This is a genomic window from Motilibacter deserti (assembly GCF_011250635.1).
GTDB lineage: Bacteria > Actinomycetota > Actinomycetes > Motilibacterales > Motilibacteraceae > Motilibacter_A > Motilibacter_A deserti.
Genome location: NZ_JAANNP010000041.1, coordinates 1 through 15,041 on the forward strand (window position 1 = coordinate 1; position 15,041 = coordinate 15,041).

Annotated in this window: 15 protein-coding genes and 1 pseudogene; 9 read left to right on the top strand and 7 right to left on the bottom strand. The window is 73.5% G+C overall.

The genetic code is table 11. The annotated features are described in order from the left end of the window. From G9H71_RS17630 to G9H71_RS17640, 3 genes and pseudogenes are all read right to left on the bottom strand, one after another. Nucleotides 1-463 (bottom strand): annotated as a pseudogene (locus G9H71_RS17630) (hypothetical protein); the annotation flags it as partial. Continuing rightward, nucleotides 463-1,125: a DedA family protein gene (locus G9H71_RS17635; RefSeq protein ID WP_166284110.1), complete on the bottom strand. Its 663-nt coding sequence runs from the start codon at nt 1,123-1,125 to the stop codon at nt 463-465. The gene G9H71_RS17635 and the pseudogene G9H71_RS17630, both read right to left, overlap by 1 nt. 66 nt (nt 1,126-1,191) lie before the next feature. Continuing rightward, nucleotides 1,192-1,824 (bottom strand): DedA family protein, encoded by a 633-nt coding sequence (locus G9H71_RS17640; protein WP_166284111.1) that lies wholly within the window; start codon nt 1,822-1,824, stop codon nt 1,192-1,194. Nucleotides 1,825-1,927: 103 nt separating this feature from the next. On the opposite strand from G9H71_RS17640, the gene G9H71_RS17645 reads away from it, so the two are divergent. Together G9H71_RS17645 and G9H71_RS17650 are read left to right on the top strand one after the other, a co-directional pair. Further along, nucleotides 1,928-2,542, top strand: coding sequence for a TrmH family RNA methyltransferase (locus G9H71_RS17645; protein WP_196792226.1), 615 nt, complete (start codon nt 1,928-1,930; stop codon nt 2,540-2,542). Further along, on the top strand, nt 2,539-3,399 hold the full coding sequence (locus G9H71_RS17650) for a nucleoside hydrolase (protein ID WP_166284113.1): 861 nt from the start codon (nt 2,539-2,541) through the stop codon (nt 3,397-3,399). The genes G9H71_RS17645 and G9H71_RS17650 overlap by 4 nt, the downstream gene beginning before the upstream one ends. Nucleotides 3,400-3,450: 51 nt before the next feature. Here the strand turns inward: G9H71_RS17650 and G9H71_RS17655 are convergent, their stop codons facing one another. Beyond that, nucleotides 3,451-4,284, bottom strand: coding sequence for an aldo/keto reductase (locus G9H71_RS17655; RefSeq protein ID WP_166284114.1), 834 nt, complete (start codon nt 4,282-4,284; stop codon nt 3,451-3,453). Nucleotides 4,285-4,460: 176 nt separating this feature from the next. Here G9H71_RS17655 and G9H71_RS17660 point away from each other — a divergent pair, with 176 nt between their 5' ends. The 4 genes from G9H71_RS17660 (at nt 4,461) to G9H71_RS17675 (ending at nt 9,387) form a co-directional block, all read left to right on the top strand. Continuing rightward, nucleotides 4,461-4,700, top strand: coding sequence for a hypothetical protein (locus G9H71_RS17660; RefSeq protein ID WP_166284115.1), 240 nt, complete (start codon nt 4,461-4,463; stop codon nt 4,698-4,700). A 10-nt stretch (nt 4,701-4,710) separates the two neighbouring features. After that, nucleotides 4,711-5,529 (top strand): GNAT family N-acetyltransferase, encoded by an 819-nt coding sequence (locus G9H71_RS17665; RefSeq protein WP_166284116.1) that lies wholly within the window; start codon nt 4,711-4,713, stop codon nt 5,527-5,529. Between the two features lie 9 nt (nt 5,530-5,538). After that, a complete protein-coding gene (locus G9H71_RS17670) occupies nt 5,539-6,912 on the top strand; it encodes an FAD-dependent oxidoreductase (RefSeq protein WP_166284117.1) in 1,374 nt (457 codons plus the stop codon). A 633-nt stretch (nt 6,913-7,545) separates the two neighbouring features. Next, a complete protein-coding gene (locus tag G9H71_RS17675) occupies nt 7,546-9,387 on the top strand; it encodes a protein-arginine deiminase family protein (protein WP_166284118.1) in 1,842 nt (613 codons plus the stop codon). A gap of 123 nt (nt 9,388-9,510) precedes the next feature. Here the strand turns inward: G9H71_RS17675 and G9H71_RS17680 are convergent, their stop codons facing one another. Then, nucleotides 9,511-10,395 carry a PfkB family carbohydrate kinase gene (locus G9H71_RS17680; protein WP_166284119.1) on the bottom strand — a complete coding sequence of 295 codons (885 nt, stop codon included), beginning with the start codon at nt 10,393-10,395 and terminating at the stop codon, nt 9,511-9,513. A gap of 122 nt (nt 10,396-10,517) precedes the next feature. Between G9H71_RS17680 and fbaA the strand changes: the two genes are divergently transcribed. Next, entirely contained in the window at nt 10,518-11,546 is a 1,029-nt protein-coding gene (gene fbaA / locus G9H71_RS17685) for a class II fructose-bisphosphate aldolase (RefSeq protein ID WP_166284120.1), read from the top strand. 81 nt (nt 11,547-11,627) lie between these two features. Here the strand turns inward: fbaA and G9H71_RS17690 are convergent, their stop codons facing one another. Continuing rightward, on the bottom strand, nt 11,628-12,251 hold the full coding sequence (locus G9H71_RS17690) for a DsbA family oxidoreductase (protein ID WP_166284121.1): 624 nt from the start codon (nt 12,249-12,251) through the stop codon (nt 11,628-11,630). Nucleotides 12,252-12,357: 106 nt separating this feature from the next. On the opposite strand from G9H71_RS17690, the gene G9H71_RS17695 reads away from it, so the two are divergent. Then, nucleotides 12,358-13,014, top strand: coding sequence for a glycine-rich domain-containing protein (locus G9H71_RS17695; protein WP_166284122.1), 657 nt, complete (start codon nt 12,358-12,360; stop codon nt 13,012-13,014). A gap of 723 nt (nt 13,015-13,737) precedes the next feature. Here G9H71_RS17695 and G9H71_RS17700 read toward each other — a convergent pair. Continuing rightward, nucleotides 13,738-14,544: a YaaA family protein gene (locus tag G9H71_RS17700; RefSeq protein WP_166284123.1), complete on the bottom strand. Its 807-nt coding sequence runs from the start codon at nt 14,542-14,544 to the stop codon at nt 13,738-13,740. Nucleotides 14,545-14,755: 211 nt separating this feature from the next. On the opposite strand from G9H71_RS17700, the gene G9H71_RS17705 reads away from it, so the two are divergent. Continuing rightward, nucleotides 14,756-15,041 (top strand): hypothetical protein (locus tag G9H71_RS17705; protein WP_166284124.1); only part of this gene is annotated, 286 nt, incomplete at its 3' end.

The window sequence follows — 15,041 nt, forward strand, 5'->3', positions numbered from 1 at the left end:
AGGAATCGGTGTCGACGAGCACCGGGCAGGCGACGACCGCGCCGGCGGCGAGCACCCCGGCCGCGCGACCGGCGAGCAGCCGGCCCAGCGCGTAGGTCGACGCGACGAGCAGGACGCCGCACATGACGGGCCAGGCGTAGAACGCGGCCTGGCCCGGCCCGAACGCCTCCTGGGCCAGCCGGGCCGGGATCAGCGAGCCCAGCCGCATCGCGTGGTGGATGGGCTCGCCGACGTCCGGCCAGTCGCGGGCGAACTGGTAGACCTCGGTCGAATCGCCCCAGTGCGGCGCGGGCCGAGTCCGCCACTGCAGCCAGAGGTGAGCGGCGACGAGCGCCAGGACGAGGGTGACGTCGGAGGCGGCTCCGAGGCCGCGCCGGCCTGCGCCGGGGGCGGCGTGCCGGGCGAGCCGGGAAGGCCCGCGGGCCGGACCGCCGGGAGCTACGGGCTCCGCGGTCGCCGTCACTACGGCAGCTCCGCCGACACCTTCCGGCGGGCGCGGTAGGCCTCGACCACCATCGGGATCACCGAGATCAGCACGATGACGATGATCGCGCCCTCGATGTGCTCGCGGATGAAGTCGATGTCGCCGAGTGCGAAGCCGAGCGCCGTGATCCCGGCCGCCCAGACGACGCCGCCGACGGCGGACACCGCGACGTAGGACCGGGTGTCCATGCGCCCGACGCCGGCCATGACCGTGATGAACGTGCGGACGATCGGCACGAAGCGGGCCAGGAAGATTGCCTTGAACCCGTACTTCTCGAAGAACTCGTGCGTCTTCGCCACGTGCTTGGGCTTGAAGAGCTTGGACTCGGGCTTGTCGAAGATGGCCGGGCCGGCTCGCCAGCCGATGGCGTAGCCGACCAGGTTGCCCACCACCGCCGAGACCGCGAGCACGATGCACGCCACCCAGAGCGGGGTGTCGATGCTGCCGCTCGCGATGAACACGCCGGTCATGAAGAGCAGCGAGTCACCGGGCAGGAAGAACCCGATCAGCAGCCCGCACTCGGCGAAGATGACGAGGACGACGGCGAGGAAGGCGTAGGCGCCGAACGTCTCGACCACGTTGGTGGGGTCGAGCCAGTCGGGTCCGAGGGCGACGGTGTCGACGGCGGAGGCGGCTAGCACGTGTCGAGGCTACCGGCCGGCCGGGCCCCGGCAGGCCGGCTCGCGCAGAGCCGAGTGAGCCGTGGCTCACTCTCCTTGCCGGGGCTTGCCCCGGTTCGCCCGCCGGGCACGCACCGCCGCGACCACGGCGACCAGCAGCGACGCGACGACGAAGAACGCGCCCACCGCGATGGCGGCGTCCCGCACCCACGGCACCGACGCGGCCACGTAGCCCAGCACGACGAGGCCGGAGCCCCAGGTCAGCGCTCCGACGACGTTGGCCGCGAGGAAGCGCGGATAGGGCATCCGCGAGGCGCCGGCCAGGATCGGGGTGAAGGTGCGGACCCACGGGATCCAGCGGGCGATGATCACGGCCAGCGCGCCGTAGCGGGCGTAGAACCGCTCGGCCCGCTCCAGGTGCCGCGCGTCCAGCCGGCCCTTCGCCACCCGCCTGTCGAGCCAGGGCCGGCCCAGCCGGTAGCCGGTCGCATATCCCACCGCGTCGCCGGTCACCGCCGCGACGGCCACCCCGATCGCGAGCAGCGGCATCGACACGCCCGAGTCCTCGGCGCCGGACACCAGGCCCGCGCCGAACAGCAGCGAGTCCCCGGGCAGCAGGAAGCCGATCAGCAGGCCGGACTCGACGAAGACGAACCCGAAGACGATGAGGTAGACCGCCGCCGCACCGAGGCCGCCGAGGTCCGGGGCGAACGACTCCACGGGCTGACCATACGGTGGGCGGGTGTCGGGGAGCCTTCCGGAGGACGGGTCGGTGCAGCCACCGGCGTCCGAGGGCGGGGTCCGGACCGGGCTCGACGAGTGGCTGGTGGGCGGCGTCGGCGTCGGCCCGCACCCCCGCCCCTGGCCGGAGGACCCGCGGCTCGACCCCGAGCTGCTGGCCGAGGGCGACCGGCGCAACGTCGTCGACCGCTACCGCTACTGGAGCGTCGAGGCCGTGGTCGCCGACCTCGACACCCGCCGCCACGACTTCCACGTGGCCATCGAGAACTGGCACTCGGACTTCAACATCGGGACGGTCGTCCGCAACGCGAACGCCTTCCTCGCCCGCGAGGTGCACGTCGTGGGCAAACGGCGGTGGAACCGCCGCGGGGCGATGGTGACCGACCGCTACCAGCACGTACGCCACCACCCGACGATCGAGGGGCTGCTCGCCTGGGCGGAGCAGGAGGCGCTGCCCGTCGTCGGTATCGACAACCTGCCCGGCTCGGTGCCGCTCGAGACGGCCGAGCTGCCGCGCCGTTGCGTGCTGCTGTTCGGCCAGGAGGGGCCGGGGCTCTCCGAGCCGGCGCGGGAGGCGTGCGCGATGGTCTGCTCGATCGCGATGTACGGCTCGACCCGCTCCATCAACGCCGGCGTCGCCTCCGGCATCGCGATGCACGCGTGGGTGCGTCGGCACGTGCTGGGGCTGCCCTCGTGAGGCTGGTCGTCGACACAGACGGCGGCTCGGACGACGCGGTGGCGCTCCTGCTCGCGCTGCGGAGCCCGGGCGTACGCGTCGAGGCGGTGACGACGGTGGCGGGCAACGTGCCGGTCGGCCAGACGACGAACGTCCTGCGCACGCTCGACGTCGTGCGCAGCTCCGTTCCGGTGTACGCCGGCGCCGACGCCCCGCTGAGCCGGCCGTGGGAGCGGGGCAGCGCCAAGCACGGCGCCGACGGGCTGGGTGACGCCGGCCTGCCGCCGCCGCTCGGGGACGCCGCGCCGGGCAGTGCGGTCGACACGCTCCTGGACGCGCGGCCCGGCGCGACGCTCGTGACCCTCGGCCCGCTCACGAACGTCGCGCACGCCCTGGAGCGCGACCGGCGCCTGCTCGAGCGCTTCGACGCCGTGGTCTGCATGCTCGGCCGCGCCGACGGCTCCGAGTTCAACGCGCGCGCGGACCCGGAGGCGGCGCAGGCGGTGCTGTCCGCGCCCGGGCCGCCGCGCGTGCTCCTCGGCAAGGACGTCTCCGAGCGCGACGGCGTCGTGGCGACAGCCCAGCGAGAAGCGTTGCACGCATTGCAGACCGCTGAATCGGAGTTCGTCCTACGGGTCACGGACCGGGCGGCGCGGGCAGCCGGTGGCGCGCACGACCTGCCCGACGCGCTGGCGATGGCGGTCGCGCTGGACCCGGGCCTCGTTCAAACGCACGAACTCTGCTGCGTACGTGTCGGCACTCGCGCGGACGAGCGTAGCTGGCTGCTCCCGGACGACGGGGCCCCGAACGTCCGGGTGGTCACCTCGGCCGACGGCGACGCGTTCCGGGCGAGGCTCGCCGCCGCCTGCGCCGGCTGACGGTGCGGGCTCGCCGCCGTCCGCGTTAGCTGGCGGCGGCGAGCCCACGGGTCAGTGGCCGAACGTGTCGGCGTCGAAGATGCGCTCGTCGCCGGTGTCGAGCGCGGAGACCGCCGCCACGTCGGCGGGCTCGAGGGAGAAGTCGAAGATCTCGATGTTCTGCCGGAGCCGCTCCGGGTGCGAGGACTTCGCCACCGTCGTCACGCCGAGGTCCATCAGCCAGCGGAGCACGATCTGCCCGGGGGAGCGGCCGTACTTCTCCGCGAGCGTCTGCAGGAGCGGCTGCGAGAGCACGTCGGCGCCGGTGCCGCCCAGGGGCGACCACGCCTGGGTCACGATGCCGCGCTCGGCGTGGAAGGCCCGCTCGGCCTCGCGGACGAGCAGCGGGTGGAGCTGGACCTGGTTGACGTCCGGCGCCACGCCCGTCTCGGTGATGATGCGCTCGAGGTGCGCGGGCCGGAAGTTCGAGACGCCGATGGCCCGGACGCGGCCCTGCTCGTGCAGGCGGACCAGCCCCTGCCAGGCCTCGACGTACTTGTCGTGGCCCGGGTTGGGCCAGTGGACGAGGAAGAGGTCGACGTAGTCCAGCCCGAGCCGCTCCGCACTGCGCTCGAAGGCCTCGGTGACCAGGTCGACCCCGTGCCACTGCTTGTTGAACTTCGTGGTGACGAACAGCTCGTCGCGCGGCACCCCCGAGGAGCGGATGCCGCGGCCGACGCCCTCCTCGTTGCCGTAGTCCTCGGCGGTGTCGATCAGCCGGTAGCCGATCTCGAGCGCCGCCGCGACGGCTGCCTCGGTGTCGGTGTCGCTCATGGGCGAGGTGCCGAGGCCGAGCCGGGGCAGCTGCGCGCCGTGCAGGAGGGGGACGCTGGGTGCGGAAGTCACGCGGCCATTGTCCGCTGCCGATGACCCGGGGCCGAGCCGGGGGTTGTATGCATCAAACGGTGCATCGTCGCCGTCCCGGTGCGGGCCCGGGGCGGCCACCAACGCCGCGCGTTGCCCTCAGCAACCCTGCAGCGCGCTCACAGGCTCCTCCCAGCGAGCGGTCCGAGGCTGAGGCCATGACGCGATCGGCCAGCACTCGCGCCGCAGCGGCAGGGACCGCAGCCACGGCGTGCAAGGACAGGACCAAGCTCTCGCGGGCCAACGCGGCGGTCGCCGCGACGCGGGAGACGGAGAGCACACGGCGGCTGCACCAGGCGTACCGGTGCAACGTCTGCCTGCTGCCCAGCGGGGTGGCGGCCTGGCACGTGCGCCCGGCTCGCCGCGTGCTCGGGCTGGTGCCCCGGCGCGCTGACTAGTGTCGGGAGCGTGGGCATCGACCGCGCCGAGCTGCTGTCCGCGTACGACGAGCTGAGGCGGGCAGCGACCCCGCCCGCCCCGGGCTGGTCGGTCGAGTCCGACGCCTCGACCGTCTTGCTGCTGCCCCCGCCGGGCGAGCACGGCGCGACCGTCGTGTGGTCGCGGCTGGACGGCTCCACCGCGGGCGCGGCGATCGCCCGGCACGTGGCGCTGGCGGCCGGCCGCGGCACCGCGCTCGAGTGGAAGCACCACGACTACGACGACCCGCCCGACCTGCCGGACCGGCTGCGGGCCGCGGGATTCGTGCCGGAGACGGCCGAGACGCTCGTGGCCGCCGATCTGGCGGACCTGGTCGCCGCCACCGCAGGTCTCGGTCCTCCTGCGGGTGTGCGGCTGCGCGAGCTCGACGACGGCGACGCGGAAGCCGTCGTCGAGCTCGGCTTCGCCGTCTGGGGCGAGGACCACCGCTGGCTGGTGGACGCGGTGCTCGCGGAGCGCGCCGCGGACCCGGGCTCGCTGCGCATGCACGTCGCCGAGGCCGACGACGGCACGGTCGTCGCGGCGGCGTGGGTACGCCTGCACGCCGGATCGCCCTTCGCGTCGCTCTGGGGCGGCTCGACACGGCCGGGGTGGCGGCGCCGCGGCGTCTACCGCAGCCTGGTCGCGCTGCGCGCCCGCGAGGCGCTGGCCGCCGGCGCGCGCTGGGTCACCGTCGACGCCTCCCCGGACTCGCGCCCGGTCCTGGAACGACTCGGGTTCGTACCCGTAACGGCGACGACGCCGTACGTCCTCGACCTGCGTGAATCAAGAACACCCGGCGCGGGGTAGGAGCCCGGCATGGGCAAGCGTGTGGTGGTCGTCGGAGGCGACGCGGCCGGGATGAGCGCGGCCGCGCAGGCCAAGCGGCTGAAGCCGGACCTCGACGTCGTCGTCTTCGAGCGCGGACGGCACACGTCCTACAGCGCCTGCGGCATCCCCTACTGGGTCGCCGGCGACGTCGACGACGTCACGCAGCTGGTCGCGCGCACGCCCGAGGAGCACCGTCGGCGCGGCCTCGACGTGCGGATGGGCACCGAGGTCGTCGCGCTGGACCCGGAGCGCGGCGAGGTCGTGGCCCGCGACGTCGGCACGGGGAGCGAGAGCCGGGTGGCGTACGACGAGCTGGTGCTCGCGACGGGGGCGCGCCCGCTGCGCCCGCCCGTGCCCGGCATCGACGCGCCCGGGGTCCACGGGGTGCAGACGCTGGACGACGGCGAGGCGATCCTCGACGCGCTGCGCTCGCGCGAGCCGCGCCGGGCGGTGGTCGTGGGCGGCGGCTACATCGGCGTGGAGATGGCCGAGGCCATGGTCCGGCGCGGGCTCGAGGTGACGGTCGTCGACATGGCGGCCGAGCCGATGTCGACGCTCGACCCGGACATGGGCGCGCTGGTGCACAAGGCGATGGAGGGGCTCGGGATCGACGTACGCACCTCGACCGCCGTGCGCGAGGTGGCGCTGGACGCGGAAGGGCGCGCGCGGGCCGTCGTCACCGACGCCGGCGAGCTGCCGGCGGACATCGTCGTGCTCGGGACGGGGGTCCGCCCCGAGACCCGCCTCGCGCAGGAGGCCGGCCTGCCCCTGGGCCGCTTCGGCGGGGTCACCGTCGACCTGCGGATGCGGGTCTGCGGGCGAGAGAACATCTGGGCCGCCGGCGACTGCGTCGAGTCGCTCGGGCTGGTGAGCGGTGCCCGCATCCACGTGGCGCTCGGCACGCACGCCAACAAGCAGGGGCGCGTCATCGGCACGAACCTCGGCGGCGGCTACGCGACGTTCCCCGGCGTCGTCGGCACCGCCGTCAGCAAGGTGTGCGACCTGCAGATCGCCCGCACCGGGCTTCGCGAATTCGAGTGCGATGAAGTGGGCTTCTCCTGGCTCACGGTCGTGGTGGACTCGACGACGGCGGCGGGCTACCACCCGGAGGCGCAGCCGATCACGGTGAAGCTGATCGCCGAGCGGCGTACGGGACGGCTGCTCGGCGCGCAGATCGTCGGCAAGGAGGGGGCGGCCAAGCGCATCGACGCCTGCGCGGTCGCGCTGTGGAACCGGATGACGGTCGAGGAGATGACGGCCCTCGACCTCGGCTACGCCCCGCCGTTCTCGCCGGCGTGGGACCCGGTGCTGATCGCGGCGCGCAAGGCCGCCGACCTGGTGGCGGAGGACACCTGCCGCTGAGCCGGCTCGCGCCCGGCAGCCTCGCTTGCCGCCGGCAGCCCACGCCGGGCACCCCACTTGCCGCCCGGCAGCCCACTTCCCGCTCGGCAGCCTCACATTGCTCCCGCTGTATCGGGAGGAATGTGCCGTTCCGCGGCGGGACGTATCTGCGGCGCGGCTCGGCCGCTCCTGTCCGAGGCGCTCAAGCGGCGCGATCAGCACCCGATGCACCACAGGTACGTGCGTCCTCGTCAACCACCAGAGGGCAGGACACGGCAACGAGGACGTAGAGGAGACAGGCGATGAAGCGAATCCTGGACTGGGCCGCGCGCGTGAGCTCGACGGTCAGCACCGCGCCGGTGAGCGACGGCCCGCGCGTGCAGGGCTACCCGATGGCGCGCAGCTCCCGCTGACCGCAGCTCGCGCAGCCGCAGCGCGAGTTCCCGTCGCGGGCGAGACGATGCTCACCCGCAGTGGGGAGCGCTTTACGCCCGCGTGACGCGGGCTTCGCGCGAGCGAAACGGGCCACCGAGAAGCTCCGGGCCACCCCGAGCAGGAAACGCCCCCGAAGAACGAGCTCGGGTCCTTCCCGTCAGCTCTGCCTCCGGAGGCTCCCTCGTGCATCCCCGTAAACGCAAAGCCCGTCTCGCCGGCGTGGCCCTCGGCAGTGCCGTGGCCGTCGCCCTGCCGCTCGCGCCCGTGTCCGCCGGCGCCGCGGTCGCGGCCGCGCTCACCGCGGACACCAACCGCGACGGCGTGCTCAGCGCGATCGACGACGCCGGCGAGGACCGCTTCACCGCGGCCCGCGGCGCGGTCATGCTCGCCAACATCGACGACGACCTCGTGCGCTGCCCCAAGATCAAGGCCGACGGCTCGCAGCTCACCGACCTCGAGCTCGAGGCGTGCAACGACGCGGCCGACGACATCGTGAACGGCGACGCCGACCTGCTCGACCTGGCCAAGCTCGACGTCGCGCCGGCCCCCGGCGCGAGCGCGGCGACCGTGACGGTCGGCCCGGCGGCGCGGAGCAAGGTCCGCGTCTTCGTCAAGCGCGGGGAGGCGGCGTCCGACTGGGCGGCCCTCCCGGCCGACGGCGCCCTCTCGGCGCAGGACGTCGAGGCCGGGGCCACCCTGGGCGTCGAGGCCCGCGACATCATCCGCGACCCCAAGGCCTGGGACGGCACGGTCGACGTCACGCTCACCGTGACCGGGGCGGGGACGGTCGCGACCGACGTGGTCCGGCTGCGCGTGGCGCCGCTGCTGTTCGTGACGGACACCATGAAGGTCGACAAGCTCATGGTGGCGGACTACGAGACCTCCATCTACCAGGGCCGCCCGGTCACGGCGGCCCCGCCCGGCGGTGTCGAGCCGTTCCGCGAGGACCTGCGCAAGGGACTGGCGAAGATCGGGGTCGAGGCGCCGCTCTACCTGCTCCCGGCCGCCCACGGCCGCAACTCCTCGTTCGACAAGTGGACGCAGGACATCATGGAGCCGGGCTACATGTCGATGCCCACGACGGGCGGCGCGGAGCACCGGATGCGCGTCTACGTCCGCGCGCCATCGCGCAACACCGCCGCCGACCGCGACGTCAACCCCTACCGCAGCACCGGTCGCACGATCTTCACCGTGCTGCGCGGCAAGGACGTCGCCGGCGTCCAGCACTACGACCCGGCCTACCAGCCCGGCTCGATGAACACCTTCGGCTCCACCGGCAACTACGGCTCGGTCCCGCCGTACTCCTACAACGGCAAGAACTACCCGACGGGCCGCAAGCTCTTCGGCGCCGAGAAGGACTTCACGGCCGACCCGGCGTACAACGCCATGCTCGCGAACCAGGGCTTCCAGAAGCCGATCGTGCTCGACACGAGCTGGCTCAGCGTCGGCCACGTCGACGAGTTCCTGTCGTTCACCGTCTCCGACAGCCCGCGCGGCTGGTCGCTCATCGCCGCCGACCCGATGCTGGCCGAGAACATGCTCCGCGACCTCGTCGCGAAGGGCCTCGGGGACCAGAACATCGCCCAGGCCGGGCTTCCGGGCTCGAACCTGCCGACGATGACGGTCAAGGAGGCGCTGAAGGACGAGCGGCTGCGGGACGGCGCGCACGTCGCCAAGCGCGGCATCAACGCCGCGCTGAAGATCCTCAAGAAGGAGATCGGCCTCACCGACGCCGAGATCGTCCGCGTGCCGGTGTTCTACCGCTCCAACACCGCCCCCGCGCGCAACGCCCAGCGGCTCGGTGCCTACCTCCCGGACGCGGCGAACGGCATCGGCACCGGCGAGAAGGTGTGGTTCTCCCCGCGCCAGCACGGCCCGACGAAGAACGGCGTGGACGTCTTCGAGGACGTCACGGAGAAGGCGCTGGCCAAGGTCGGCGTCCAGGTCCACTGGGTCGAGGACTGGCAGTACGCCCACTCCGGCAGCGGTGAGATCCACTGCGTGTCGAACGTCGAGCGCGACCTGACGTCGACGCTGCCGTGGTGGACCGAGACCGCCTGATCCGGAACGACGGGCCGCTGTCGGTACGCCGGCGGCGGCCCGTCGCGTGAGTGGTGCGGGCTGTGTGCCCCTGGGCACGCGATCGCGTGCTGCGCTGCACACGACCTCGGGCCTAGCCCTGCCTCAGCCGGCCAGCTGCGCCAGCCACGTCCGCTGCCCGGGCACGCCGCAGCGCAGCGACGCGACCCGCGCCGCGAACGACAGCGCGTCGGGGAAGGCATCGCCGCGCGCCACTGCGAAGGCGAGCGCCCCGTGGAACGCGTCGCCCGCCCCGAGGGTGTCCCGCACCTCGACCGCGGGCGGCTGCACTGTGCCCGAGCCGGCCGGGGACGCCCAGCGGACCGGCCCGCCGCCGTGGGTGACCGCGACGAACGGGACGCCGCGCTCGCGCAGGCCCTCGACCGTCGCGTCCTCGTCCGCGGCCTCGGGCGTGCGGAACGCGGCCGAGCAGGCCGCGATGTCGACGAGCGGGAGCAGCTCGTCGAGCACGTCCTTCCAGCTGCCGGCGTCGAGCACGACGGGCACTCCGGCGTCGCGTGCGGCCCGGGCGGCCGCGAGCGCCGGCTCGGGGTGGTGCCCGTCGAGCAGCAGCACCCGGGCCTCGCGGACCAGCCGGGCGAGGCCCTCCGGCGGCCCGACGCGCTGGTGGGAGGCGCCGAGCGACACGACCGACCGCTCGCCGGTCCCGTCCGTGACGAGGATGGTGGCGACGGCGGGCGGCTCCTCGAGGCCGGGGAGGGCGTCGCGTACGTCCACGCCGTGGCGGGCGAGGTCGGCGTGCGCCTGCGCGGCGAAGGGGTGCGCGCCGAGAGCGGTGGCGAGCACGGGGGACCCGCCGAGCGCGGCGTACGTCACGGCGGCGTTCGCGGCCGGGCCTCCGGCGGCGAGCTCCTGGGAGAGCGCCACGACCTTCTCGTCGGCTGCGGGGACGTGCTCGACGCGGTAGACGACGTCTAGGGTGGCGAGCCCCACGAAGAGGCCGGCGGGGCGGCTGGCGGCGGGCGGCATGCAACGGAGCATTGCACCCTGCCCGGGCTGCCGCGTGCCCGTGGGAGACTGAGGGCGAGCACGTCCGGCTCCCGCCTGCTCGGGAGCCCCCGAACCAGCCCGAACCAGTGCGAGGTAGCCCAATGCCCATCGCGACCCCTGAGGTCTACGCCGAGATGCTCGACAAGGCGAAGGCCGGCGCCTTCGCCTACCCGGCGATCAACGTCACGTCCTCCTCCACGCTCAACGCGACGCTCCGCGGCTTCGCCGAGGCCGGGTCGGACGGCATCATCCAGGTGTCGACCGGTGGCGCGGAGTACGCGTCGGGCTCGAACGTCAAGGACATGGTCACCGGCGCGGTGGCGCTGGCCGAGTACGCCCACGTCGTGGCCGCGAAGTACGACATCAACGTCGCGCTGCACACCGACCACTGCCAGAAGGAGAAGCTGGACGGCTTCGTCCGCCCGCTGCTCGCCATCTCGCAGGAGCGCGTGAACAACGGGCAGAACCCGCTGTTCCAGTCGCACATGTGGGACGGCTCGGCCGTCGAGCTGCACGAGAACGTCGACATCGCCGAGGACCTGCTGGCCGCCTGCGCCAAGGCGAAGGTCGTCCTCGAGATGGAGATCGGCGTCGTCGGCGGCGAGGAGGACGGCGTCGTCGGGGAGATCAACGAGAAGCTCTACTCGACCCCCGAGGACGCGCTGCTCGTCGCCGAGCGCCTCGGCACCGGCGAGAAGGGCAAGTACCTCCTCGCCGCGACCTTCGGCAACGTGCACGGCGTCTACAAGCCGGGCCACGTCAAGCTCCGCCCCTCGGTCCTCAAGGACCTGCAGGACGCGGTCGGGCAGAAGATCGGCAAGGACTCGCCGTTCCAGTTCGTCTTCCACGGCGGCTCGGGCTCGCTGCTCGAGGAGATCCGCGAGACGCTCGACTACGGCTGCGTCAAGATGAACATCGACACGGACACGCAGTACGCCTATACCCGCCCGATCGCCGACCACTTCTTCAAGAACTACGACGGCGTCCTCAAGGTCGACGGCGGCATCGGCAGCAAGAAGGCCTACGACCCGCGCACCTACCTCAAGGCCGCCGAGGGTGGCCTGGCCGCCCGCGTCGTCGAGGCGTGCGAGGCGCTGCGCTCCACGGGCACGTCGCTCTCGCAGTCCTGAGCTGACGCGGGGACACCCCCGCACCACGCAGCCGCCCGGGAGCGTTCGCTCCCGGGCGGCTGTGTCTGTCTCCTGGCTTGCCTACGCGGCGCTCTCCTCGGCCACCTGGCGCAGGACCCGCAGGAAGGTCTCCGCGTCCTGGGCGCCCTGCACGGCGTACTTCCGGTCGAACACGTACGTCGGGACCGCGGTGATGCCGATGTCGCGCGCCGCGGACAGCTCCTCCTGCACCTCGGCCGTCCCGTCGTCGCTCGCGAGGTACGCCTCCACCGAGGCCCGGTCGAGCCCGGCCTCGGCCGCCACGTTGGCCAGCGTCTCCAGGTCGCCGAGGTCGCGCCCCTCGGTGAAGTACGCCCGCAGCAGCCGCTCCTTGAGGTCGGCCTGCACGCCGTGCCGGCGCCCGTACGCCAGCAGCCGGTGCGCGTTGACCGTATTCACCGCGAGGGCGTCGGCCATGCGGAAGTCCAGGCCCTCCTGGGCGGCGAGCTCGGTGACGTGCGCCTGCATCTCCTCGACCCGGTCGCCGAACTTGGCGCGCAGGTGGTCGTTGAGCGGGCGGGCGGAGTCAGGAGCGGACGGGTCGAGGACGAACGCGTGGTACTCCACCTCGACGTCCCCGTCGAACGCCTCCAGCGCCCGCTCGAGCCGGCGCTTGCCGATGTAGCACCAGGGGCAGGCAACGTCGGACCACACGTCGATCTTCATGGAGCTTTCAACGACCTGGGCGTGGGGCTTCTTCCCCGCGTTGCGCAGTGCGCTCTCGTCCGTCGAGGCTCTTGTCCCGGTAGGGCCGGGGCGGCACAGTGTCGCAATGCCGAAGCTGTCGACGGCGGGGCTCCTCGCCGGGCGTGCCTCCGGCCGCCGGTGCGCGGCCATCGACGCGTGGGAGCCGCCGCCCAGCGTGCTGCTGCGCTTCCGCGCCGAGCACCCCCTGCTGACCGAGGCGGACGTCGCACTGGTCGTCGCGGGGCTGCGCCAGTGGTTCCGCCTGGCGGCGCGCGCACCGGGTGCCGCCCGCGCCATGCCGAGCCCGCTCGTCGACGACCTCTGGCACGAGCTGGTGTTGCATACCCGCGACTACGCGGACTTCTGCTCCGACGTGCTCGGACGGTTCCTGCACCACGTGCCGGAGAGCGCGATGGCGGCGACCGACGTGCTCGCCAACCGGACCGACGTGCTGCAGGCGACGTACGCCGCCGCCGTCGCCGACGAGGGGCTCCCCTCCGGCGGGCTGCCGCTGCTGTTCCGGGTGGACGCCGAGGCCGGCGGTGGGACCGGCCCGCGCTACGTCGGCTTCTGCGGAGGCGCGTACTCGTGCGCGGCGCCCGCGGGCGTCACCTGCGTGGAGCACCTGCTGCACCGTGTCTCGGCGGACGGAGCCGGGCTGCCACGCTGCGGGGCCGAGGCTCCGAGCAAGGCGCCGCAGTCGGCGTTCTGGACCGCCGGCGGCTGCGGGGCGCCGGGCTGACGGCGCCGCGCCTCCGCCGCTGCGCGCCGCCTCGCGCGCACCCCTTCTTTGGCAGAATGCCGCATTCAGGCGAACCTATCGGGTGAATGCGTCATTCTGACGAGCGGGCGTGGGGTGAATGCGTCATTCTGCCGAACGGGTGCGGGTGAAGGCGGCGCTGCCAAGGGGCGCGGTCGGAGGCGGCGTCGGCGCGTTGCCGGACTGGCCGCGGCATTCACCCGACTCTGCGCCGGGGCGCCGGGGCGCCGGAGCGCCTGGGCGCTTGAACGCCGGGCGTCGGGCCTAGCCTGTGGCCGGCCGTGTAAGGCGACCGGCGGCACTGGACTGGCCGCTCACCTCATGGCCTCCGGTGGCAGGTCAGCGGCAGGACCCGGACGACCAGGCACTGGATGAATGCGGCATCCGGACGAACCGGCGATGAATGAATGGCGCATTCGGCCGAACCTATCGGATGAATGCGTCATCGTGAAGAACGGATGCGGGGTGAATGTGGCATCGTGACGAACGGGCGCGGGATTCTGACGAAGTGGCTCGGTGATGCGGCGTCTGGCTCTCTTCGTACGAGAACACGCCTGACTCCAGCCACGCCGTTGAAGTCGGCGCCGCCGCCTGGACGGGCCCGCCTAGGCCCGGACACGCCTCGGCCCGGACACGCCCGGGCCAGGCCACGCCTGGGTCTGCACGCCTAAGCCAGGCAACGCCCGGGTCCGGGACACGCCGCGCTCAGGACACCGGCACCCACGGCGGCATGATCACGTCGAGCGCAGGCACGCTGCCCTGCGCGTAGCGCACCTCGACGTCCCACCCGAGCGCCGCGGCGGCCTCGCCGACGTCGTCCACGGACCCCGCGGCCGCACCCTTGCCCGCACGCTCGACGAGCTCTCGCGCCAGCAGGCCCTTGCCGTGCTTCGACGGGTATGACACGACCCGCGGCGGCCCGGACGGGCGCTTCGTGAGCAGCCGCACCGGCAGCACCTGGTGGCGCAGCGGGCCGGTGGGCGCCCACATCCCCGCGTAGTCCGTGGAACGCAGGTCCACCGCGAAGCCCTTGCCGACCAGGACCGGCAGCACCTCCCGGAGCGCGGCGCGCCATACCGGCGTGAGCGCGCCGAGCTCGGGCAGCACGGACGCGACGGGTACGCGGTACGCCGGCACGCGGTCGCCCCCAGCCACGACGCCGAACAGCCCCGAGAACACGAGCACGGACTCCTCGGCGGCGGCCCGGCCGACGGGGGACAGGGTCGCCGGGTCGAGCGCGGCGTACACGACTCCGGTGTAACGGTCGAGGGCCGGCAGGGTCGGCGACGTGGCCGCGGCCCTGTTCGCGGCGAGCGCCTCGTCGGCGACGGCGGGCGGCAGCTTCAGCGCCTCAGCGGCAACGGCGGCGTCCCCGCGGGCGGTCCGGGTGACGGCGGTCAGGACCCGCTTGCGGACGGGGGCGAGCTTCGGGGCCGCGAGCGCCGTGACGTTGACCGGGCCGCCGTCCCCACCGGCGGCCTTGCCCTCGCTCGGCGGGAGCAGGATCAGCACCAGCGCCTCGCGATGTCGGTACGGGCGGCGGGGACCGCGGCGGTCACAGGTGCGCTCCTAGAAAGTTCGAGTTCGTCCGAGTACATCACGATAAGCGAAGCGCGCTTCCCCCTTGCCGTGCTTCTGCGCACGGCACCAATGACGGGCCGCCGCGGCCCGAGCACTGCGACCCGGAGGAGCCAGGCCGCGCCCTCCTGGTCCTGGAGGTTCGATGCGCAGAGTCCCCATTATCGCCGCCGGCTTCGTGCTCGCTCTGGCGGGAGTGGCCGGCCCCGCCTTCGCCGACCCGCCGGGCCTCGCGCAGAACCCGGCCGCCCCGGAGGACCGCGTCGGCAACTGCGTCGCGTGGGCGTCCTCGGACAACATCCACAACGGCCAGCACGTCACGCTCGGCCAGGGCGGCAACCCCTCCCACGGCACGCGCGGCAACGAGTCGAGGCGTTCCACGCCGGGCTCATCACCTGCCCGTCGAGCTGACGCGCGTCGGGCCGACGCTG

Excerpts from the sequence above, each read along its gene's own strand:
- G9H71_RS17660 (WP_166284115.1), top strand. The coding sequence starts at position 4,461 with ATGACGCGATCGGCCAGCACTCGCGCCGCAGCGGCAGGGACCGCAGCC.
- G9H71_RS17670 (WP_166284117.1), top strand. The coding sequence starts at position 5,539 with ATGGGCAAGCGTGTGGTGGTCGTCGGAGGCGACGCGGCCGGGATGAGC.
- G9H71_RS17680 (WP_166284119.1), bottom strand. The coding sequence starts at position 10,395 with ATGCCGCCCGCCGCCAGCCGCCCCGCCGGCCTCTTCGTGGGGCTCGCC.
- fbaA (WP_166284120.1), top strand. The coding sequence starts at position 10,518 with ATGCCCATCGCGACCCCTGAGGTCTACGCCGAGATGCTCGACAAGGCG.
- G9H71_RS17690 (WP_166284121.1), bottom strand. The coding sequence starts at position 12,251 with ATGAAGATCGACGTGTGGTCCGACGTTGCCTGCCCCTGGTGCTACATC.
- G9H71_RS17695 (WP_166284122.1), top strand. The coding sequence starts at position 12,358 with ATGCCGAAGCTGTCGACGGCGGGGCTCCTCGCCGGGCGTGCCTCCGGC.